We start from the raw sequence: 22,487 nt of genomic DNA, 5'->3' as shown, positions 1-22,487 counted from the left end.
GCGAGCGGTGTGTCATTTACCGCGAGCGCCAGCCAAGTTGTGGTGTTTTCGGTGAACTTGTGCCCTGCCCCGCCAGTCAGCTAACTGAACGCAACTCAACGGTGGGTAACGGATGCATCTCTCGCGGCAGCAACAAGTAGCCTTGGTGACCGGCGGCGGCAATGGTTGATTTCAAGCACGAGCCACAGAGCGCCATCGACGCCCACGGCATCATCGGCGACATGCGCAGCGCCGCCCTGGTGAACGACAAGGGCAGCATCGACTTTTTCTGCTGGCCGGAATTCGACAGCCCGTCGATCTTCTGCGCGCTGCTCGACACGCCCGACGCCGGCATTTTCCAGCTCACGCCAGACCTGCCCAACGCCCGCCGCGAACAGATCTACCTGCCCGACACCAACGTGCTGCAGACCCGCTGGCTCAGCGATGACGCCGTGGTGGAAATCACTGACCTGTTGACCATCGGTGAGGAGGACGACCTGCCCCTGTTGATTCGCCGCGTGCGTGCGGTCAGCGGCCAGGTGACGATCCACCTGCGCTGCGCCGTGCGTCATGACTATGCGCGCGCGCCCACCCACGCCGGCCTCGACAACGGCACGGTGTGTTTCGCCGCCCACGGCCAGCCCGCTCTGCGCTTGTCGAGCAGCCACGCACTGCAGGTCGAAGACAACGCCGCAGTGGCCAGCTTCGTCCTGGCCCAGGAGGAAGGCGCCGAATTCGTCCTCGGCGGGCAGGACGACCCGCGCGTCGACAGCAGCTGCACCGACCTGGCGTTGACGCACACCGTGGCGTTCTGGCGCGGCTGGATTGCGCAATCGAACTACCGCGGGCGCTGGCGCGAAATGGTCAACCGCTCGGCCCTGGCCCTGAAGCTTTTGACCTCGCGCAAACATGGCGCGATCATCGCCGCCGCCACCTTCGGCCTGCCCGAATCGCCCGGCGGCGAGCGCAACTGGGACTACCGTTACACCTGGATCCGTGACGCCTCGTTCACGGTCTACGCGTTCATGCGCCTGGGTTTTGTCGACGAAGCCAATCACTACATGCGTTGGCTCAGAGGGCGGGTCAGCGACTGCAGCGACCAGCCCGTCAAGATCAACATCCTGTATGGCATCGACGGCCGCCAGCAACTGCCCGAAACTCAGCTGACGCACTTGCGCGGGCATGGCGGCGCGACGCCGGTGCGTATCGGCAATGAGGCGTTCGACCAGGTCCAACTGGACATCTACGGCGAGTTGATGGACGCGATTTATCTGGTCAACAAATACGGCGAAGCCATTTCCCACGACGGCTGGAAACACACGGTCGAACTCGCGGATCAGGTCTGTGATATCTGGAACCGCAAAGACGTGGGTATCTGGGAAATGCGCGGCGAGCAGCATCACTTCCTGCACTCGCGGCTGATGTGCTGGGTGGCGCTGGACCGTGCGATCCGCCTGGCGTCCAAACGCTCGCTGCCGGCGCCGTTCGCGCGCTGGGACCAGACGCGCCAGGCGATCTACGCGGATATCTGGGGCAATTTCTGGAACGAAGAACGCGGGCACTTTGTGCAGCATACCGGCAGCACCGCGCTGGACGGTTCGATGCTGCTCATGCCGCTGGTGCGCTTCGTCGCCGCCACCGACCCGCGCTGGCTCTCGACGCTGGCAGCGATCCAGAAAAGCCTGGTGCGCGACGGTATGGTCTATCGCTATCGCAACGACGACAGCCGGATCGACGGCCTGCCAGGCACCGAAGGCGCGTTTGCCGCCTGCTCGTTCTGGTACGTCGAATGCCTGGCCCGCGCCGGGCAGGTCGAAAAGGCGCATCTGGAGTTTGAGCAGTTGCTGCGCTACGCCAACCCGCTGGGGTTGTACGCCGAAGAGTTCGACAACCAGGCGCGCCACCTGGGCAATACGCCGCAGGCGTTGAGCCATTTGGCACTGATCAGCGCGGCAACGTTTCTGGACCGCAAGTTGAGCGGCGCGAAGACGGTGTGGCAGCCTTGAACGCCACCCGTCGAGGGTCAGCGAGGCCGCGATGACGGTGGGTCGGGCAACTTGAACGCCGGACACTCTTGGCCCTCGACGCTCTCAGCCTTGTGGCGTTAACGGATCGGCGGTAGTGTCATCGGCAGTCATCGCCCACCCGATAGGAGCCCATCATGCCCATCGCCCCTGCGCTGTTTTATGTACGCACCTCGATGCTCGATGTGGCGTATGAAGCCCACGGCCCCGTCGACGGTGAACCGGTGATCCTGCTGCACGGTTTCCCCTACGACCCTCGCGGCTATGACGATATCGCCCCGGCCCTGGCCGAGCGCGGCTGTCGGGTGTGGGTGCCGTACCTGCGTGGTTATGGCCCGACGCGGTTTATCAACGCGCAGGTGATGCGCTCCGGGCAACAGGCCGCGCTGGCCAAGGACCTGCTGGAGTTCATGGATGCGCTGTGTATCCCGCGGGCCACCCTGGCGGGCTACGACTGGGGTGGGCGTGCCGCCTGTATTGTCGCGGCACTGTGGCCGGAGCGCGTGCGCGGGTTGGTGAGCGGGGACGGCTACAACATCCAGGACATTGCCAAGTCGCTCGAGCCCAGGCCGCCAGAGACGGAGCATCGGTTGTGGTACCAGTACTATTTCCACACCCAGCGTGGCGTGGATGGGTTGACCGCCAATCGCCGGGCGTTTTGCCAATTGCTGTGGTCACTGTGGTCGCCCTCCTGGGCGGCAGGCCCCAGCCTCTATGGCCAGAGCGCGCCATCGTTCGATAACCCGGACTTTGTCGACGTGGTGATTCATTCCTACCGTCACCGCTTCATGTATGCACCGGGCGATCCCGCACTGGCGCCCATCGAACAGGCGCTGGCGCTGCAACCGCCGATCACGGTGCCGACGATTTCGCTGTGCGGCGCAGATGATGGCGTGGGCCCGCCGCCGCTGGAGGATGACGACGCACAGCACTTCAGCGGCTTCTATCGGCGGCAGGTGTTGCCCGGCGTCGGCCACAATATCCCTCAGGAAGCGCCGCAAGCGACCCTTGAGGCACTCCTGGAATTGCTCGCCTAGGCCGCTGGCGAAAAGCGCTCGCGATAAGCCTGCGGCGTGACTGACAAGACCCGCAGGAAGCTGCGCCGCAAGGTCTCTTCACAACCAAACCCGCACTGCACGGCGATGCGTTTGATCGATGTGCTGCTGTCCGCCAGTTGCCGGCGGGCGGTTTCGACGCGGATCAGCTCGACCGCGCGCGCGGGGGTCTGGCCGGTTTCGGCGCGGTAGTGACGCACGAAGCTGCGCTCGCTCATGCCGGCCTGGGCGGCCAGGGTGGCGAGGGTCAGGTCGAGGGTCAGGTGCTCCGCGATCCACGCGTGCAACTCGGCAAAGCGGCTGTCGCCTTTTTGCAATGACAAGGTCACGCTGAACTGCGATTGGCCACCGGGGCGTTTGAGGAAAACCACCAGGTGCCGCGCGACTTCCAGGGCCACGGCGCGGCCCAGGTCTTGTTCCACCAAGGCCAGGCACAGGTCGATCCCGGCGGTTACACCGGCCGACGTCCACACGGTGCCCTGCTGGATGAAAATCGGGTTGGCCTCCACCGTCAGCGCCGGGAACTTGCGCGCCAGCTCTTCACAGCGTGTCCAGTGCGTCGCCACGCGACAGCCGTCGAGCAAGCCACTGGCCGCCAGCAGAAAAGCCCCGGTACACACCGAGGCCATGCGCCGGGTGTGCCGGGCTTTTTCGCGCACCCAGTCCACCAGCGCCAGGTCTTCGGCGGCGCCGTAGACACCCCAGCCGCCGGCGATGAGCAGGGTGTCGCAAGGCGTGTCGACGGCGGGCAACGGCTCGGCCACCAGCGCCAGGCCGGCGGAGGTCATCACCGGCGCCGCCTGGGCGGCGATCACCGAAACCGCGTAGGGCAACGGCGCACCGCGCTGGCGCGCAAGGTCGTTGGCCGAGGCGAACACCTGCAAGGGCCCGGTCACGTCGAGCACTTGGGCATTATCAAAAGCGAGTACATGAATGATGCGCGGCATGTTTGGCGTGATTCGTGGGTTCAATGGCGTATTCGCCAAAGCCTAGGCCTCTAGAGTGAAACCGTCCACCCCTTATCGGAGCTTCATTCATGACCTTGCAGATCGGCTTTCTGTTGTTCCCCGGCATCCAGCAACTGGACCTCACCGGCCCCTATGACGTCTTGGGCTCACTACCGGATGTGAAGTTGCACCTGGTGTGGAAAGACCTTTCGCCGGTCACCTCCAGCACCGGGCTGGTGTTCACGCCGACCATGACCTACGCCGATTGCCCACACCTGGATGTGCTCTGCGTCCCTGGCGGAAGCGGCGTCGGCCCGTTGATGGAAGACCCGCAGACCCTCGACTTCCTCAGGGCCCAGGCGCTCACCGCGCGTTATGTCACCTCGGTATGCACCGGTTCGCTGGTGCTCGGTGCGGCCGGTTTGCTGCGCGGGCGCAAGGCCACCACCCATTGGGCCTACCACGACCTGCTCGCCCCGCTCGGCGCCATTCCGGTTCAGGCGCGCGTGGTGCGTGACGGCAACCTGCTCACCGGCGGCGGGATCACTGCGGGGATCGACTTCGCCCTGACCCTGGCCGCTGAGCTGTACGACGAAGCAACAGCGCAATTGGTGCAGTTGCAGATCGAATACGCCCCGGCGCCACCGTTCAATGCCGGCCGGCCGGATACCGCGCCGAAGGCTGTGCTGGAAGAGGCCAACAAACGCACGGCAGAGTCGCGCAAGGTCCGCGCAGAAATCACTGCGCGGGCGGCAGCGCGCCTGGGTTGATACGCGTCGCAGTTGCCGCTGCGCGGCGGGTCGCCGATGATACGGGGCAGCGCGATTGCGACGAAGCTCGATTCCGAAGCGCGGGCTGCCCTTTCCCCCCCAAGAAGTTTATTGATGAATACCCACGACGGATTAATTCCCTGCATCATTTCCGGCGGTTCGGGTACCCGACTGTGGCCAGTCTCCCGGCAGAACATGCCCAAGCCGTTCATGCGTATGCGCGATGGCCAGAGCCTGCTGCAGAAAACCTTCCTGCGCGCCAGCCGCCTGCCCGGGGTGGAAAACGTGCTGACGGTCACCAACCGTGACCTGCTGTTTCGCACGCTGGATGACTACCGCCTGGTGAACACAGCCCGCCTGCCCCTGGACTTGTTGCTGGAGCCCTTCGGCCGCAACACGGCAGCGGCGATGGCGGTGGCGGCGCTGCATGTGCTGGAGCACTTCGGCGACGACGCACCGTTGCTGGTGATGCCCGCCGACCACTTGATCCTCAATGAAAGCGCGTTCGCCGCGGCCGTAAGCCAGGCCCGCGAGCTGGCCGCAGCCGGCTACCTGGTGACCTTCGGTATTGAGCCTGATCGCCCGGAAACCGGCTTCGGCTACATCGAACAAGGCGCCGCGTTGAGTGCGGGAAACCGGGTCAAACGCTTTGTCGAAAAACCCGACCTGGCCACCGCGCAAGGCTACCTCGACGGCGGCCAGCACCTGTGGAACGCCGGCATATTCTGCTTCAAGGCCAGCACCCTGGTGAACGAGCTGACCACCCACGCCCCGCAGGTGCTGGCGGCCGCCAAGGCCGCGCTGGCGCACAGCCAGAGCCTGCAGAATACAACCTCGCGCCAGCGCGAACTGGATGCCGATGGCTTCGGCGGCGCGCCGAACCTGTCCATCGACGTGGCGCTGATGGAGAAGTCCACGCAGGTGGCCGTGGTGCCCTGCGATATCGGCTGGAGCGATATCGGCTCCTGGGAAACCCTGCGCCAGCTCACCCCCAGCGATGCCCAGGGCAATCAGGTCAATGGCGAAGCGATTCTGCATGACGTCCACAACTGCTACATCGACTCGCCCAGGCGGGTATTGGGCGTGGTGGGCGTGCGCGACCTGATCATCGTCGACACCGCCGACGCCCTGCTGATCGCCGATGCCCACCGCAGCCAGGATGTGCGCCACATCGTGGCCGAGCTCAAGCGCCAGAACCATCCGGCGTACAACCTGCACCGCACGGTGACGCGGCCATGGGGCACCTACACGGTGCTGGAGGAAAGTGCGCGCTTCAAGATCAAGCGCATTGTGGTCAAGCCGCTGGCGTCACTGTCGCTGCAGATGCATCACCACCGCAGCGAACACTGGGTGGTGGTCAGCGGTACCGCGCAGATCACCAATGGCGAGCGGGAATTGCAGATCAACGCCAACGAGTCCACCTACATTCCGGCCGGGCACAAACACCGCCTGACCAACCCCGGCAGCATCGAGCTGGTGATGATCGAGGTGCAGAGCGGCGAGTACCTGGGCGAAGACGACATTGTGCGCTTCGATGATATCTATGGGCGCGCGCCCGCCGAAGGATAAGCCTCAGTCATCCAATGGCTGAGGGGCCGGTTTGCTGCCGGGTTTCGCCGGTTTGGCGGGCTTGGCGTTCTTGCCTGGCGCGGGGGCGACAGGTTCGGGTTCCGCAACGGCAGCCGCTTCTTTCTCGGCCATCGGCATCTGGTCGATGGCGCTGAAAAAATCGCTTAAGTTGAGGGTATCCGGCGGCACGGTCTTCTCGACTTTCTTCTCGCCGTCCTTGCCGACCAGGATCACTTTGGTGCCGCTGCCGGCGCCTAATTTGAGGGCGCGGATCAGCGCGTTGGTTTCAGGCGGAGCAAGCTTCTTGTTGTCCTTGGGGTCCTTGGCGAACTTCTCCCCTTCGGCACCGATGCTGCCGAACTTCACGGTGTACAACACCATGCCGCGCTCTTCAAAGGACTGCTTGGTGGCAGGCTCGTCCAGCTGTTTCTTGAGCTTGGCCAGTGTGTCATTGCCGGAATCAAGCTCCACCACCACCAGCGGCCGGGCCTTGCCCAAATCCTGCTTGAGCGGGTTGATATCATCAGCAGCCAACAACGGCCCCGTAAAAGCCATCAAGGTAGCCAGGGTCAGCGACCGGATGAGCATGCGTACCTCCTTTGAATTCCATGCAGGGTTCTTGAGTTTCATGTCTGCGACAGCCAAATTCAAGGATGATTCCTACACCGCCTTGAGAAAGCGTAGGTCAGGACGCCGGCTACGCAAGGGGTGACGAGTGCTAGCAGTCATTGTTTCCTTTGATTGCGCAGGCCCAGGCCGCAAGTTTTTCGCAGGCTTGCAGTGCGATTTGCTCGTCAAGCTTGCCTCGATAGTGCCGGTCCACCGCATCACCGGCGATCAACCCGGCAATCAGCGGCGCACCCACGGCATCGGTCAAATCCAGCCACTCCCCCCAATTGGCGGGGTGATCGTACCAACGCAGATAACCATCGCGGGAAACCGGCCACCAGCGCTGGTCGAATTGCAGCACGACCTTTTCCAGGCGGCCCATGGTGAAAAACGCCAGGGCCTCTCGGTAAGCCGTCGGCAAGCCTGGCGTAAAGTGCAGGTGTTTGAGTACCGGTATCGGCACCGTACAGATGCAGGCATCTGCATTGAGGGCATCGACCCACACGCCGTGCTCGTCCCAGGCGACGTGCTGCACGGGGTGATTGAGGTGGATATTCAGGCCGCTGGCGGCGTCTTCCAGTAATTGCCGATAGCCTTGAGGCAGAAACTGGTCGCCGTGGCCAACGCCCTCCTCGTCGAGCGTATGCGTCGACAACTGGTCCAGGGGCAACCCGGCTTCGAGGATCAGGTTAGCGTCGATGGCATAGCGGGCAGCGCGGCGTTCGGGGGCATTGAGGGTTGCAAGGTATTGATCGATGCCCTGCGCCAAGGGTTGATGACGATCAATGGCCTGTTTCAAGCGTTCATACGCGCCATTGATGTCCGGTACGGGGCCATCCCACGCGGCAGCCAATGGTTGCGAGAAATCGGTAGGCCGTCGCTCCAGGCCCAACTGCTCGGCTCGTCGGGCCAACGGGTTGAGGGCATAGTGCTGCAACCAGGCGGCCCCCGCATCCACCGTATGGTCACCCAGGGCCACACTGTTCACGCGCCCGCCGATGCGGTTGCGCGCCTCGAGTACGCGCACCTCCAAACCCTGCGCCTGCAACGCACGTGCGGCACTCAGGCCGGCAAACCCGGCACCGATAACGATGACCCTGCGGGCGCGGGTGCCGGCCACCGCATTCGCCGCGCGGATGCCACTGTCCCAAGCGCTGTGGGTCATGGCGCAATGATCGTGGTTGAAGGCTTCCCCAGCGAGGAACAGACGATTATCAATCGGCGTCGAGAGCAGGCGCCGCAGGCTCACATCGCCTCCCGGCAACATTGCGCTGTAGGCACCTTGGCTATAGGGGTCGTCGCACCAGCGCGTGACGTGCCAGGCGATAGGACGCGGCACTGTCATTGCTGCGGCCAATGCCGAGCGAACACCGGCGCTACGAGCGGGTCGGCGTCCACCCGGGCCAGGGTCTGGGCGAACGCCGGCCGCGAGGCTTGCAACGCCTCTCGCGCCGCATCCCAGTGCGACACCGCCGCCGCCATGATGCCCAGGGCATTCGGCTGTTGGTCGGGGGCGAACAATTGGTCGGCAAACTGATCGGCGAACACCCTCCAGGCCTGGTGCAGGTAGTGGCGCGTGCCGCTGATCAATTGCGCTTGCGCCGCCTCATCGGCGTTGCCCAGCCAGCGTTGCGGGTAGTCGATGATGCCGATCGCCGAGTAGCAATTGGCGGCGATGTACACCAGGCCGCGAAGGATCTGGCCGCGGTTGCCGGCGAGTAGGTTGGCGGCCGGGAATTCCAGGCCCAGGTGGATCAGGATCGCCGCGCTTTCCGTCAGCACCTGGCCGTCCGGCGTGACCAACGTGGGGATCTGTTTGAGCGGGTTGATCCGTGCGAGCGCTGCACTGCCTTCGCCGTCCTGCCAGGAACTGGCGTCCACCCGATGCCACGGCACCGCGCAACGCGGCAGGGCAATTTCAATCATGCATGAGCCGGAGTCGTCGGTGCCGTAGAGCGTGTACATGGGGGTTCCTCCTGAATGTCATGTAGCAGTTGCCGAGCACGCCAACAGCGTAGACGCTTAGCCACGCGAGGCAAGTACTTCAGAACAGGCCCATTTGCCCGCCGACCAGGGTGCCGAAGTCGTCATTCACAAACGGCAGAATCGCATCGGCCACCGGCTGCAATTGCCGCGTGACGTAGTGGTCGTAGTCAATCGGGGCCTGGCGCACCTCCAGCGGCTCCGGGCCGTTGACGGTGATCACGTAGCTGATCCAACCGCCGCGCTGGTACTGACGCGGGCGGTTCATGCGGTCGTTGTAGTCGTCGGCCAGGCGCGCGGCGCGCACGTGGGGCGGGACGTTGCGCTCGTAGTCGTCCAACCGGCGGCGCAGGCGCTTGCGGTAGATCAGCAACTCGTCGAATTCGCCGCTCAAGGTGCGCCGCACGTAGTCGCGCACGTAATCCTGATGGGGCTGGCGGTGGAAGATGCGCTGGTAGAGTTCCTGCTGGAATTGCCGGGCCAGGGGCGACCAGTCGCTGCGCACGGTTTCCAGGCCCTTGTAGACCATCTCTTCGCTGCCATCGCCGCGCACCACCAACCCGGCGTACCGCTTCTTGCTGCCCTCCTCGGCGCCGCGAATGGTCGGCATGAGGAAGCGCGTGAAGTGGGTTTCGTATTGCAACTCCAGCGCGCTGTGCAGGCCGAATGCGTTGTGCAAATGCGCGCGCCACCAATCGTTGACGTGCTGCACCAGCGCCTGGCCGATGCGGCTGGCGTCCTCCTGGGAATGCGCGCTGCCGAGCCAGACGAAGGTCGAATCGGTGTCGCCGTAGATCACTTCATACCCCTGGGCTTCGACCAGTTCGCGGGTCTGGCGCATGATCTGATGGCCGCGCAGGGTGATCGAGGACGCCAGGCGCGTATCGAAGAAGCGGCAACCGCTGGAGCCAAGCACGCCGTAGAAGGCGTTCATGATGATTTTCAGCGCTTGGGACAACGGTGCATTGTGTTCGCGCTTGGCCTCTTCGCGGCCTTCGGAGATGCGCGCGACGATGGCGGGCAGGCAGTGCCGGGTGCGGGAAAACCGTGCGCCGCGAAAGCCTTCCACCGACGCACTGTCATCGGGGTGCTTGAGGCCTTCGACCAGGCCTACAGGGTCGATCAGGAAGCTGCGGATGATCGACGGGTAGAGGCTTTTGTAGTCCAGCACCAACACCGATTCGTAGAGGCCGGGGCGTGAATCCATGACAAACCCGCCGGGGCTGGCCTGGGGCGGTTTGTCGCCCAGGTTCGGCGCGACGAAGCCCTGGCGGTGCATCAGCGGCATGTACAAGTGGGTGAATGCGGCCACGGAGCCACCGTTGCGGTCGGCTGGCAAGCCAGTGACGCTGGCGCGTTCGAGCAGGAACTTGAGCAGCTCGGTCTTGGCGAAAATCCGCGTGACCAGTTCGCAGTCCTTGAGGTTGTAACGCGCCAGGGCCGGCTTGTCCTCGGCGAACATGCGGTTGATCTCGTCCATGCGCTGGTACGGCGTGGAGATGTCCTTGCCTTCGCCGAGCAGGGTTTGCGCGACGTTTTCCAGGCTGAAGGATTCAAAACTCCAGGTGGCCGAGCGCAGCGCTTCGATACCGTCGATGATCAACCGCCCCGCCGCGGCCGCGAAGTAATGATTGCGGCTGCCGTGTTCGCGCCAGGTCATGGGCTCTTCGCCGCGGCCGAGCAGGAGCGGCACGTTGAGGCGCTGGGCATGTTCGTGGAGCACGCGCAGGTCGAACTGCACCACATTCCAGCCGATGATCGCATCGGGGTCATGGGTGGCCAGCCACTGGTTGAGGCGTTCGAGCAATTGGCCGCGGGTGTCGCAGTAGTCGAGCTTGAAGTCCACCGCGTCGCTCTTGTTCGGCGGGCCGAGCATATACACCTGGCGCTCGCCGCAGCCTTCGAGGGCGATGGAATACAGATCGCCCTGAGCGGTGGTCTCGATGTCCAGGGACACCAGTTTGAGCGGCGGACGATAGTCGGGGGCGGGTTTCATCTGCGCTTCGAGCAGCGCGCCGCTGGCGTCGGGCGTGCCGTCGAACCACACGGGGGCGGTGATGAAACGCTCCATCATGTAGCGCTCGGGCGGGCGCACGTCACCTTCGTAGACATCGACACCGGCGGCGCGCAGGCGCTTTTCCAGGTCCATCAGTTGCCGATGCTGGCGGGTGTAGAGGCCTAATACCTTGCGGTGATGGAAATCGCACAGCTCCAGCGGGCGCAATTCGATATCGCGCTCGTCTTTGAGCAGCCAATCCAGCGGCTTGCGATGGGCTTCGGGGATGAATATCACCGAGCTTTGCACAGGGAGGCGAATAAGCCGCGGCCCCTGGTCGGTGGCCAGCCAGAAGCTGACCTGCGTCCCCGCCGGGGTGTCGCGCCAATGCCGGGTCAGGACAAAACCCTGCTGTAAATCCACCGTGCCGCACCTCAGGAATCACGTTCAGGGCGTGATTCTACCCGGCATCCGGCCAAACGCGGCACGTTAACGCACACAGAGCGCAATCGCCTCAGGCGATGCCTTGGTGGAAGTGGCTCAGGTAGCCTTCGATATTGCGCATTTGCTCGTCCCAGCCGCGGGAATTCATTTTGAAGGCTTTCAGGCGGCGGGCTTCGGGCACTGCGTCGAAGCCGGATTCAACGACCCGCAGCAGAATGCCCGGGGCGCGGTCTTCAACGGTGAACTCCACCAGCGTCGGTGTTTCCTTGTCGTAGTCGAAGCCCTTTTCGACGGCGAAGGGGTGCCACGAGAAAGAAAACCGCGTCTGCGGCAGGATGCGTTCGATCTTGGCTTTCCAGATCACGTGTTCGTAACCTGGGTAAGTGATCGGCGCTTCGATCGTTTCCCCGGCGACAAAGGTCTTGCCCTTGAGGGCGATGCCAAACCAGCGGCCGAATTGCTCGGCATCGGTGAGTGCCTCCCACACTTTTTTGCGTGGAGCGTTCAGTAGGACTTTCCGTTCTATACGATCTGATACGTGCATACGTCACCTCCTCCATTGACAGTAGGCGACATCGACTAATGCGCAACCTTGGGTTCTGCGCGATGATGATGCCCCCGTTGTTGTCCAGGCCCTTAGGTTATGACTGACCCGTTGAATGGAAGTTGCTTCTGTAAAGCCGTGCGCTACCAGGTGGACAGCCTGGACATGCCCATCAGCCACTGCCACTGCGACAGCTGTCGCAAGGTGCATGCGGCAGCGTTTGTGAGCACCGCCGGCGTAATGCGTGAGCACTTTCGCTGGACCCAGGGCGAAGAACTGTTGGCGGCCTTCGAATCCTCGCCAGGCAAATTCAGGCGCTTCTGCTCGCGCTGTGGCTCACACCTGATGGCCGAGCGCGGGCATCAGCCCCATGTGATTGTGCGGGTGGCGACGCTGGACGATGATCCGGGCATCAGGCCCACCGCGCACATCTGGACGGCCCACGATGTGCCGTGGCTGGCGTATGAGGGCGTGCAGCCGTGGGACGAATGGCAGCTGTGAGTCAGACGTGGGGGTCGCCGGGGGCTTTGCTCGGCGTCGCATATTGCGGCTTCAAGTGGCCTTCGTGGTCGAGCAGCCAGGCGTCCATGATCTGGCGCACCACCGGGCCTGCGACGCGGCCACCGGCCTCGCCGTTTTCGATCATCACCGAAATCACGATCTGGGGGTGCTCCGCTGGCGCAAACCCGACAAACAGCGCGTTGTCACGGTGGCGCTCCTGGGTTTTGTCGCGGTTGTAGCGCTCGCCCTGTTTGATCGCCACTACCTGCGCGGTACCACTCTTGCCGGCGATGCGGTATTGCGCGCCTTGCGCGGCCGCCCGGGCGATCCCGCGCGGGTCGTGCATCACCAGTTGCATCCCGTGGTTGACCTGCTCCCAGTCACGCGGGTTCTTGAGGACCACGTTGGGCATCGGGTGCTCGTCCACCGGTGCCACGCCGTTGATGGTCTTGGCCAGGTGCGGCCGATTCCACACGCCTTTGTTGGCAATCAACGCAGTGGCCTGGGCCAGTTGCAGCGGCGTGACTTGCATATAACCCTGGCCGATGCCGAGGATCACCGTTTCGCCCGGGAACCAGGGCTGACGCCGGGTCGCGCGCTTCCAGGCCTGGGACGGCATCAGGCCGGCCGACTCTTCGAACATGTCCAGGGAGACTTTCTGGCCGAGGCCGAACTCGGCTAGGTAGTCGTGCAGGCGGTCGATGCCGAGCTTGTGGGCCAGGTCGTAAAAATAGGTGTCGTTGGAGCGCATGATGGCGGCGTCCATATCCACCCAACCGTCGCCGCTGTGGTTCCAGTTGCGGTATTTGTGGTCAAAGTCGGGCAATTGGTAGTAACCGGGGTCGAACACGCGGGTCTGGGCCGTCACTACCCCGCTGTCGAGACCCGCGATGGCCACTTCCGGCTTGATCGTCGAACCCGGCGCATAGAGACCGCGCAGGACGCGGTTGAACAGCGGCCGGTCGATGGAATCATGCAGGGCGGCGTATTCCTTGAAGCTGATGCCAGTGACGAACAGGTTAGGGTCGAAGCTGGGCTTGCTGACCATCGCCAGTACTTCGCCAGTTTGCGGGTCGAGGGCTACCACGGAGCCACGACGATCGCCCAGCGCCTCTTCCGCCGCTTCCTGGAGTTTGACATCGAGGCTCAGCACGATGTTTTTGCCGGGGATCGGGTCGGTATGCTTGAGCACACGCAGTACGCGCCCCTGTGCATTGGTCTCGACTTCTTCATAGCCGACATGACCATGCAGTTCTGACTCGTAGAAACGCTCGATGCCGGTCTTGCCGATGGACTGCGTGCCGCGGTACTCCACCGAGTCGAGGGCCTTGGATTCTTTTTCGTTGATGCGGCCAACGTAACCGATGGAGTGAGCGAAATGCGCGCCCAGGGGGTAGTGGCGGACGAATTGCGGTTCGACGTCTACACCGGGCAGGCGGAATTCGTTGACGGCGAGTTCGGCGATCTGTTCTTCGGTCAGCTCATAAAACAACGTAACCGGAACAAAAGGATGCCGCGCCTGCTTCAGCGCCTTGTCGAATACGGCACGGTCTTCTGCCGGCAGGTGCAGCAGGCTGACGATCGCGTCCAGTTCGCCCTTGAGGTCGGTGGTGCGCTCGCGGGTGATGGTCAGGTTGTAGCTTGGACGGTTGTCGGCCAGCACGACGCCATTGCGGTCATAGATCAAGCCGCGAGTCGGTGTGATGGGCAGTACGTGGACACGGTTGTTTTCAGAAATCGTCGAGTGATACTCGAATTGCACGACCTGCAGGAAATACAGGCGGCCCACCAGGGCGCAGGTGATGCCGATCACCAACAAGGCGCAGGCGAGCAGGCGCTTGTTGACCAGGCGGTTTTCGTTTTCGTGGTCTTTGATCGGGATTGGTTGAGGCATTTCTACAGCATCTCGTTGAAAAAGGTCGACGCCGCGTCCTGCGGATAAAAGCTCAATCCTTGTGAAAATGTGCTGCACCATAACAAAAATGCAGAAACACTTTGCATCGATTTCCCCAACGGTACCTGGGAAGAGCCGTGTGGTGCCGTTGAGTCAGACGGCACCGAGCATCAGGGGATGAGGCCACTGTTACCAGATGGCAAGGGTGGCCTCGAACAGCGGGGGGATTTCAGATCCACAGGTCGTTCATGGCGGTGCGGTCTCCCCCTTCATGGCCGGTGTTCAAGATGCCGCGTGGCTCGATCATCATCAATTTGGCTTCGCCTTCGGCGGCGGTCCGATGTTCTATTCCGCGTGGAACGACATACAGCTCACCCGGAGCCACATACACGAGACCGTCCGGAAGGTCGATGCGCAGTGTTCCTTCAAGCACGAAAAACGCCTCGTCGGTTTCTGGATGTGAGTGCCAGATGAACTCGCCTTCGATGCGTACAACCTTGAACTGGTAGTCGTTCATCTCGGCGACGACTCTCGGGCTCCACTGTTCACTGATGAGCGAAGCCTTTTGCGCGAGATTGACAGGTTGTGCTGGGTGCTGCTGAGTCATGACAGATCCTCTGGTAGGTGAGAGTTGTCAGACTATCGAAGGAAGGGTCGAGCGCTCTTGTACGATCTTGCAGCTTGAGGAGAGCGATACAAAAGCCTTTAGTAGACACTGCCAAGGAAGCACTGAAGACCACTGCAATGAGGCGCCCTTTCCGACCGCCCAAAACAAAACCCCTGTCTGCGTAAGCAAACAGGGGTTCTGGAATTTAATCTTGACGATGACCTACTCTCACATGGGGAAACCCCACACTACCATCGGCGATGCATCGTTTCACTGCTGAGTTCGGGATGGGATCAGGTGGTTCCAATGCTCTATGGTCGTCAAGAAATTCGGGTACTGAGTCGTGGCCAGCTGGCCTCGCTTCAGCAAATTGGGTATGTGATAGCTTTCGGTGTTTTGTAAGAGTCGAACTTTCGGTTCGTTTCGTCTTCACACACCGCAATCTGGTCTCTTTCGAGTTCGCAAATTGCTTGGGTGTTATATGGTCAAGCCTCACGGGCAATTAGTATTGGTTAGCTCAACGCCTCACAGCGCTTACACACCCAACCTATCAACGTCGTAGTCTTCGACGGCCCTTCAGGGGACTCAAGGTCCCAGTGAGATCTCATCTTGAGGCTAGTTTCCCGCTTAGATGCTTTCAGCGGTTATCTATTCCGAACATAGCTACCCGGCAATGCCACTGGCGTGACAACCGGAACACCAGAGGTTCGTCCACTCCGGTCCTCTCGTACTAGGAGCAGCCCCTCTCAAATCTCAAACGTCCACGGCAGATAGGGACCGAACTGTCTCACGACGTTCTAAACCCAGCTCGCGTACCACTTTAAATGGCGAACAGCCATACCCTTGGGACCGGCTTCAGCCCCAGGATGTGATGAGCCGACATCGAGGTGCCAAACACCGCCGTCGATATGAACTCTTGGGCGGTATCAGCCTGTTATCCCCGGAGTACCTTTTATCCGTTGAGCGATGGCCCTTCCATACAGAACCACCGGATCACTAAGACCTACTTTCGTACCTGCTCGACGTGTCTGTCTCGCAGTCAAGCGCGCTTTTGCCTTTATACTCTACGACCGATTTCCGACCGGTCTGAGCGCACCTTCGTACTCCTCCGTTACTCTTTAGGAGGAGACCGCCCCAGTCAAACTACCCACCATACACTGTCCTCGATCCGGATAACGGACCTGAGTTAGAACCTCAAAGTTGCCAGGGTGGTATTTCAAGGTTGGCTCCACGCGAACTGGCGTCCACGCTTCAAAGCCTCCCACCTATCCTACACAAGCAAATTCAAAGTCCAGTGCAAAGCTATAGTAAAGGTTCACGGGGTCTTTCCGTCTAGCCGCGGATACACTGCATCTTCACAGCGATTTCAATTTCACTGAGTCTCGGGTGGAGACAGCGCCGCCATCGTTACGCCATTCGTGCAGGTCGGAACTTACCCGACAAGGAATTTCGCTACCTTAGGACCGTTATAGTTACGGCCGCCGTTTACCGGGGCTTCGATCAAGAGCTTCGCGTTAGCTAACCCCATCAATTAACCTTCCGGCACCGGGCAGGCGTCACACCCTATACGTCCACTTTCGTGTTTGCAGAGTGCTGTGTTTTTAATAAACAGTCGCAGCGGCCTGGTATCTTCGACCGGCATGAGCTTACGGAGCAAGTCCTTCACCCTCACCGGCGCACCTTCTCCCGAAGTTACGGTGCCATTTTGCCTAGTTCCTTCACCCGAGTTCTCTCAAGCGCCTTGGTATTCTCTACCCAACCACCTGTGTCGGTTTGGGGTACGGTTCCTGGTTACCTGAAGCTTAGAAGCTTTTCTTGGAAGCATGGCATCAACCACTTCGTCATCTAAAAGATGACTCGTCATCAGCTCTCGGCCTTAGAATCCCGGATTTACCTAAGATTCCAGCCTACCACCTTAAACTTGGACAACCAACGCCAAGCTGGCCTAGCCTTCTCCGTCCCTCCATCGCAATAACCAGAAGTACAGGAATATTAACCTGTTTTCCATCGACTACGCTTTTCAGCCTCGCCTTAGGGACCGACTAACCCTGCGTCGATTAACGTTGCGCAGGAAACCTTGGTCTTTCGGCGTGGGTGTTTTTCACACCCATTATCGTTACTCATGTCAGCATTCGCACTTCTGATACCTCCAGCAAGCTTCTCAACTCACCTTCACAGGCTTACAGAACGCTCCTCTACCGCATCACTTACGTGATACCCGTAGCTTCGGTGTATGGTTTGAGCCCCGTTACATCTTCCGCGCAGGCCGACTCGACTAGTGAGCTATTACGCTTTCTTTAAAGGGTGGCTGCTTCTAAGCCAACCTCCTAGCTGTCTAAGCCTTCCCACATCGTTTCCCACTTAACCATAACTTTGGGACCTTAGCTGACGGTCTGGGTTGTTTCCCTTTTCACGACGGACGTTAGCACCCGCCGTGTGTCTCCCATGCTCGGCACTTGTAGGTATTCGGAGTTTGCATCGGTTTGGTAAGTCGGGATGACCCCCTAGCCGAAACAGTGCTCTACCCCCTACAGTGATACATGAGGCGCTACCTAAATAGCTTTCGAGGAGAACCAGCTATCTCCGAGCTTGATTAGCCTTTCACTCCGATCCACAGGTCATCCGCTAACTTTTCAACGGTAGTCGGTTCGGTCCTCCAGTTAGTGTTACCCAACCTTCAACCTGCCCATGGATAGATCGCCCGGTTTCGGGTCTATTCCCAGCGACTAGACGCCCTATTAAGACTCGCTTTCGCTACGCCTCCCCTATTCGGTTAAGCTCGCCACTGAAAATAAGTCGCTGACCCATTATACAAAAGGTACGCAGTCACCTAACAAGTAGGCTCCCACTGCTTGTACGCATACGGTTTCAGGATCTATTTCACTCCCCTCTCCGGGGTTCTTTTCGCCTTTCCCTCACGGTACTAGTTCACTATCGGTCAGTCAGTAGTATTTAGCCTTGGAGGATGGTCCCCCCATATTCAGACAAAGTTTCTCGTGCTCCGTCCTACTCGATTTCATGACTAAGAGATTTTCGCGTACAGGGCTATCACCCACTATGGCCGCACTTTCCAGAGCGTTCCGCTAATCTCAAAGCCACTTAAGGGCTAGTCCCCGTTCGCTCGCCACTACTAAGGGAATCTCGGTTGATTTCTTTTCCTCAGGGTACTTAGATGTTTCAGTTCCCCTGGTTCGCCCCTTACACCTATGTATTCAGTGTAAGGTAACCATCTTATGATGGCTGGGTTCCCCCATTCAGACATCTCCGGATCAAAGTCTGTTTGCCGACTCCCCGAAGCTTTTCGCAGGCTACCACGTCTTTCATCGCCTCTGACTGCCAAGGCATCCACCGTATGCGCTTCTTCACTTGACCATATAACCCCAAGCAATCTGGTTATACTGTGAAGACGACATTCGCCGAAAATTCGAATTTCTCAATTAAGAGAACTCACAAATTTTACCTTAGCCTGATCCGTTACCAGTGAAAGTAACGTTCAGTCTATCTTTCTATCACATACCCAAATTTTTAAAGAACGATCTAATCAAAGACTAGAAATCAACATTCACCATCATCACGATGGAATGCTCATTTCTAAGCTTTCAAACTTCAGAAGCAGTAGTGGTGGAGCCAAACGGGATCGAACCGTTGACCTCCTGCGTGCAAGGCAGGCGCTCTCCCAGCTGAGCTATGGCCCCGTATTTCTACAGGTTCCCACACAAAATTGGTGGGTCTGGGCAGATTCGAACTGCCGACCTCACCCTTATCAGGGGTGCGCTCTAACCAACTGAGCTACAGACCCAATTTCGGGCTGCTTCTTATCGTCTTCTTCAATGAATCAAGCAATTCGTGTGGGAACTTATGGAGCAGCTGATGTCGTCGATTAAGGAGGTGATCCAGCCGCAGGTTCCCCTACGGCTACCTTGTTACGACTTCACCCCAGTCATGAATCACACCGTGGTAACCGTCCCCCGAAGGTTAGACTAGCTACTTCTGGTGCAACCCACTCCCATGGTGTGACGGGCGGTGTGTACAAGGCCCGGGAACGTATTCACCGCGACATTCTGATTCGCGATTACTAGCGATTCCGACTTCACGCAGTCGAGTTGCAGACTGCGATCCGGACTACGATCGGTTTTCTGGGATTAGCTCCACCTCGCGGCTTGGCAACCCTCTGTACCGACCATTGTAGCACGTGTGTAGCCCAGGCCGTAAGGGCCATGATGACTTGACGTCATCCCCACCTTCCTCCGGTTTGTCACCGGCAGTCTCCTTAGAGTGCCCACCATTACGTGCTGGTAACTAAGGACAAGGGTTGCGCTCGTTACGGGACTTAACCCAACATCTCACGACACGAGCTGACGACAGCCATGCAGCACCTGTCTCAATGTTCCCGAAAGCACCAATCCATCTCTGGAAAGTTCATTGGATGTCAAGGCCTGGTAAGGTTCTTCGCGTTGCTTCGAATTAAACCACATGCTCCACCGCTTGTGCGGGCCCCCGTCAATTCATTTGAGTTTTAACCTTGCGGCCGTACTCCCCAGGCGGTCAACTTAATGCGTTAGCTGCGCCACTAAGAGCTCAAGGCTCCCAACGGCTAGTTGACATCGTTTACGGCGTGGACTACCAGGGTATCTAATCCTGTTTGCTCCCCACGCTTTCGCACCTCAGTGTCAGTATCAGTCCAGGTGGTCGCCTTCGCCACTGGTGTTCCTTCCTATATCTACGCATTTCACCGCTACACAGGAAATTCCACCACCCTCTACCATACTCTAGTCAGTCAGTTTTGAATGCAGTTCCCAGGTTGAGCCCGGGGATTTCACATCCAACTTAACTAACCACCTACGCGCGCTTTACGCCCAGTAATTCCGATTAACGCTTGCACCCTCTGTATTACCGCGGCTGCTGGCACAGAGTTAGCCGGTGCTTATTCTGTCGGTAACGTCAAAACAATCACGTATTAGGTAACTGCTCTTCCTCCCAACTTAAAGTGCTTTACAATCCGAAGACCTTCTTCACACACGCGGCATGGCTGGATCAGGCTTTCGCCCATTGTCCAATATTCCCCACTGCTGCCTCCCGTAGGAGTCTGGACCGTGTCTCAGTTCCAGTGTGACTGATCATCCTCTCAGACCAGTTACGGATCGTCGCCTTGGTGAGCCATTACCTCACCAACTAGCTAATCCGACCTAGGCTCATCTGATAGCGCAAGGCCCGAAGGTCCCCTGCTTTCTCCCGTAGGACGTATGCGGTATTAGCGTCCGTTTCCGAACGTTATCCCCCACTACCAGGCAGATTCCTAGGCATTACTCACCCGTCCGCCGCTCTCAAGAGAAGCAAGCTTCTCTCTACCGCTCGACTTGCATGTGTTAGGCCTGCCGCCAGCGTTCAATCTGAGCCATGATCAAACTCTTCAGTTCAAACATCTTTGGGTTTTTAAGAAACCCTAAACTTGGCTCAGCAATCGTTGGTTACATCTTTGATTTCTCGCGGAGTAACTTGTGATGCTGATAATCTTGTTGACTATCAGTCTGACCCCACAAGCACCCACACGAATTGCTTGATTCAGTTGTTAAAGAGCGGTTGGTTAAGATCTTTCGTCTCAACCGAGGCGCGCATTCTACAGCAGCCTCATTTGCTGTCAAGTGATTATTTTAAGAAGTTTTCAAAGTTTCCTTTGTAACTTCAACCACTTGCGCTTCCGATCTCTCGTTAGCGGGAGGCGAATTCTACAGCGTTACACGCTGCTGTCAACACCTCTTTTTCTCCGCTTTCGACCGAGAAGATCGAAACGTTAATAGAGCCAAACAACACCGCTCTACCAACTCCTTCCAGGCTTCGATGAACTGAAGCAGGTCGCTGTCGAATCTTGCGTAACTCTTTGTTTACCAAGGAGTTTCCCGTTTCGACTGCGCCGGAAGTGGGGCGAATTATAGACGTCCAGGATTTGCCGTCAACCTTTAATTTGGTTTTTCTATCAAACAGCGGAAAACCTCCAAATCCACTCTATATAGAAGGTAGAAAACTGATAATTGAGCAATATATTGCTCAGCGACACACACTTAAGCATCATAGGGCTCTTTGCTACTCAAATATGACCTCGGACGAACACCCCAATGACCACCTCCCCTCGCAGCCTGGCCTCGGCACTGTTTCCCGTCGGCCTGCTGTTGATCGCCATGGCTTCCATCCAGTCCGGCGCTTCGCTGGCCAAGACCATGTTCCCTATCGTCGGCGCTCAAGGCACCACCACGCTGCGCCTGATTTTCGCCAGCATCATCATGTTGCTGATATTGCGCCCATGGCGGGCCACGCTGACGGCCAAATCCCTGCGCACCGTGATTGTTTACGGAATGGCGTTAGGCGGCATGAACTTCCTCTTCTATATGTCGCTGCGCACAGTCCCTCTTGGTATTGCGGTAGCCCTGGAGTTCACCGGGCCGCTCGCCGTCGCCCTCTATGCATCGCGCCGCGCGGTGGACTTTCTGTGGATCGCCCTCGCGGTTGTCGGTCTTCTGCTGTTGATCCCCACGGGAGAAACCAGCACCGGGATCGACCTGGTCGGTGCGGCTTATGCACTAGGCGCAGGTGTTTGCTGGGCGCTCTACATTCTGTTCGGCCAAAAGGCAGGGAATGACAACGGCGTGCAAACTGCTGCCCTCGGCGTCATGATCGCCGCCTTGTTCGTCGCACCGATCGGCATCGTTCATGCGGGCGCGGCATTGCTGACGCCTGCGCTGATTCCAGTTGCCATCGGCGTCGCCATCCTGTCCACGGCGCTCCCCTACACCCTGGAGATGGTCGCGCTGACTCGCCTACCCGCCCGTACTTTCGGCACCTTGATGAGCATTGAGCCCGCATTCGGCGCGCTCTCGGGCCTGTTCTTCCTGCAGGAGCATTTGTCGCTCGCACAGTGGCTGGCCATCTCCTGCATTATCCTGGCCTCCGTTGGCGCCACGCTGACCATGCGAAACGAGGCCAAACCTCTAGTACCAGCCGATTAATCATCTTTGACGGTAACTCTGGTATTTGTCGCTCATTTGGGCCATGTTTAGGCCGCAAACAAATGTCATTCATGGAGAGTTTCGACAAGGACAGCGCGAACGCTACAATCGAGAGCGAGTAAAGCCAGCTTCAGGCAATTTTTTCGAAGCGGCTATTAAGGATGGGAATGAAGCGAATTTTGATACTGTTAATGGTCGTGGCCATTGCTGGCTGTGCCGCGACCACCAAGACAGAAGTGAAACGGGGCAAAAAAGGGCTGCATATCAACTGTTCCGGGCTGTCCTCCTCCTGGGACCAGTGCTACACCAGTGCAGTCAACTCATGCGGCGCCAAGGGCTACCGGGTTATCGCCAAGTCCGGTGACAACTCCGAAGAGCCTGGGGACTACCCCTTCGGCCTCAACCCTGCTGGTTACACCAGCCGGAGCATGATCGTCATCTGTAAATAGCGGCCCGAGCAGTCCACTTCCGACTGCTCCGCAGCGCCCACCGAACGCCTCGCCCCCGCGCAGCCCTTCGCGACGCTGCGACCGGCCGCCTGCGCGTAAATCACAAGCGGCACTT

The 22,487-nt window shown here is 59.6% G+C and carries 15 protein-coding genes, 2 tRNA genes and 3 rRNA genes; 7 read left to right on the top strand and 13 right to left on the bottom strand.

All coding sequences use genetic code 11. The features are described from left to right. The first annotated feature begins 161 nt into the window (after positions 1-161). Both PverR02_RS10395 and PverR02_RS10390 read left to right on the top strand, forming a co-directional pair. Positions 162-1,985 (top strand): glycoside hydrolase family 15 protein, encoded by a 1,824-nt coding sequence (locus PverR02_RS10395; RefSeq protein ID WP_079443264.1) that lies wholly within the window; start codon positions 162-164, stop codon positions 1,983-1,985. Positions 1,986-2,140: 155 nt separating this feature from the next. Then, complete coding sequence (locus PverR02_RS10390) at positions 2,141-3,040, top strand: alpha/beta fold hydrolase (protein WP_046483289.1); 900 nt, start codon at positions 2,141-2,143, stop codon at positions 3,038-3,040. On the opposite strand, the gene PverR02_RS10385 is transcribed toward PverR02_RS10390, so the two are convergent. After that, positions 3,037-4,005: a GlxA family transcriptional regulator gene (locus PverR02_RS10385; RefSeq protein WP_017846926.1), complete on the bottom strand. Its 969-nt coding sequence runs from the start codon at positions 4,003-4,005 to the stop codon at positions 3,037-3,039. The two genes, PverR02_RS10390 and PverR02_RS10385, sit on opposite strands and share 4 nt — an antisense overlap. An 89-nt stretch (positions 4,006-4,094) precedes the next feature. On the opposite strand from PverR02_RS10385, the gene inhA reads away from it, so the two are divergent. After that, a complete protein-coding gene (gene inhA, locus PverR02_RS10380) occupies positions 4,095-4,775 on the top strand; it encodes an isonitrile hydratase (RefSeq protein WP_017846925.1) in 681 nt (226 codons plus the stop codon). A 114-nt stretch (positions 4,776-4,889) separates the two neighbouring features. Next, positions 4,890-6,344, top strand: a complete 1,455-nt coding sequence (locus PverR02_RS10375) for a mannose-1-phosphate guanylyltransferase/mannose-6-phosphate isomerase (protein WP_079443263.1) — start codon at positions 4,890-4,892, stop codon at positions 6,342-6,344. 3 nt (positions 6,345-6,347) lie between these two features. Here the strand turns inward: PverR02_RS10375 and PverR02_RS10370 are convergent, their stop codons facing one another. From PverR02_RS10370 to PverR02_RS10350, 5 genes are all read right to left on the bottom strand, one after another. Then, positions 6,348-6,932, bottom strand: a complete 585-nt coding sequence (locus PverR02_RS10370; RefSeq protein WP_079443262.1) for a DUF4174 domain-containing protein — start codon at positions 6,930-6,932, stop codon at positions 6,348-6,350. Between the two features lie 130 nt (positions 6,933-7,062). After that, positions 7,063-8,298: a flavin monoamine oxidase family protein gene (locus PverR02_RS10365; protein ID WP_079443261.1), complete on the bottom strand. Its 1,236-nt coding sequence runs from the start codon at positions 8,296-8,298 to the stop codon at positions 7,063-7,065. Continuing rightward, positions 8,295-8,918: a glutathione S-transferase family protein gene (locus PverR02_RS10360; protein WP_079443260.1), complete on the bottom strand. Its 624-nt coding sequence runs from the start codon at positions 8,916-8,918 to the stop codon at positions 8,295-8,297. Before PverR02_RS10360 ends, PverR02_RS10365 begins: the two co-directional genes overlap by 4 nt. 79 nt (positions 8,919-8,997) lie before the next feature. Further along, positions 8,998-11,355 carry a DNA polymerase II gene (locus tag PverR02_RS10355; RefSeq protein ID WP_079443259.1) on the bottom strand — a complete coding sequence of 786 codons (2,358 nt, stop codon included), beginning with the start codon at positions 11,353-11,355 and terminating at the stop codon, positions 8,998-9,000. Positions 11,356-11,446: 91 nt separating this feature from the next. Then, complete coding sequence (locus PverR02_RS10350; protein WP_046384125.1) at positions 11,447-11,920, bottom strand: SRPBCC family protein; 474 nt, start codon at positions 11,918-11,920, stop codon at positions 11,447-11,449. 99 nt (positions 11,921-12,019) lie between these two features. Here PverR02_RS10350 and PverR02_RS10345 point away from each other — a divergent pair, with 99 nt between their 5' ends. Then, positions 12,020-12,421, top strand: coding sequence for a GFA family protein (locus PverR02_RS10345; protein WP_079443258.1), 402 nt, complete (start codon positions 12,020-12,022; stop codon positions 12,419-12,421). Between the two features lies 1 nt (position 12,422). On the opposite strand, the gene mrdA is transcribed toward PverR02_RS10345, so the two are convergent. The 7 genes from mrdA to PverR02_RS10310 all read right to left on the bottom strand — a co-directional run bounded on the left by mrdA (position 12,423) and on the right by PverR02_RS10310 (position 20,339). Next, positions 12,423-14,315, bottom strand: a complete 1,893-nt coding sequence (mrdA, locus tag PverR02_RS10340; protein ID WP_079443257.1) for a penicillin-binding protein 2 — start codon at positions 14,313-14,315, stop codon at positions 12,423-12,425. Positions 14,316-14,544: 229 nt separating this feature from the next. After that, positions 14,545-14,922, bottom strand: a complete 378-nt coding sequence (locus tag PverR02_RS10335; RefSeq protein WP_079443256.1) for a cupin domain-containing protein — start codon at positions 14,920-14,922, stop codon at positions 14,545-14,547. Positions 14,923-15,131: 209 nt separating this feature from the next. Continuing rightward, positions 15,132-15,247, bottom strand: a 5S ribosomal RNA gene (gene rrf / locus PverR02_RS10330). A gap of 156 nt (positions 15,248-15,403) precedes the next feature. Continuing rightward, a 23S ribosomal RNA gene (locus tag PverR02_RS10325) occupies positions 15,404-18,294 on the bottom strand. Between the two features lie 247 nt (positions 18,295-18,541). After that, positions 18,542-18,617, bottom strand: a tRNA-Ala gene (locus PverR02_RS10320). Between the two features lie 27 nt (positions 18,618-18,644). After that, positions 18,645-18,721, bottom strand: a tRNA-Ile gene (locus PverR02_RS10315). Positions 18,722-18,803: 82 nt separating this feature from the next. Then, positions 18,804-20,339, bottom strand: a 16S ribosomal RNA gene (locus tag PverR02_RS10310). The 16S, 23S and 5S rRNA genes sit together here with 2 tRNA genes alongside, the layout of an rRNA operon. A 696-nt stretch (positions 20,340-21,035) precedes the next feature. Here PverR02_RS10310 and rhtA point away from each other — a divergent pair. Continuing rightward, complete coding sequence (gene rhtA, locus PverR02_RS10300; RefSeq protein WP_046384129.1) at positions 21,036-21,923, top strand: threonine/homoserine exporter RhtA; 888 nt, start codon at positions 21,036-21,038, stop codon at positions 21,921-21,923. A gap of 167 nt (positions 21,924-22,090) precedes the next feature. Further along, positions 22,091-22,372, top strand: a complete 282-nt coding sequence (locus tag PverR02_RS10295) for a hypothetical protein (protein ID WP_017846914.1) — start codon at positions 22,091-22,093, stop codon at positions 22,370-22,372. Positions 22,373-22,487: the final 115 nt, after the last annotated feature.

This window comes from Pseudomonas veronii, assembly GCF_002028325.1.
Lineage (GTDB): Bacteria > Pseudomonadota > Gammaproteobacteria > Pseudomonadales > Pseudomonadaceae > Aquipseudomonas > Aquipseudomonas veronii.
The sequence above is the reverse complement of the archived record's forward strand: the minus strand, read 5'-3'. Positions and strand labels throughout refer to the sequence as shown.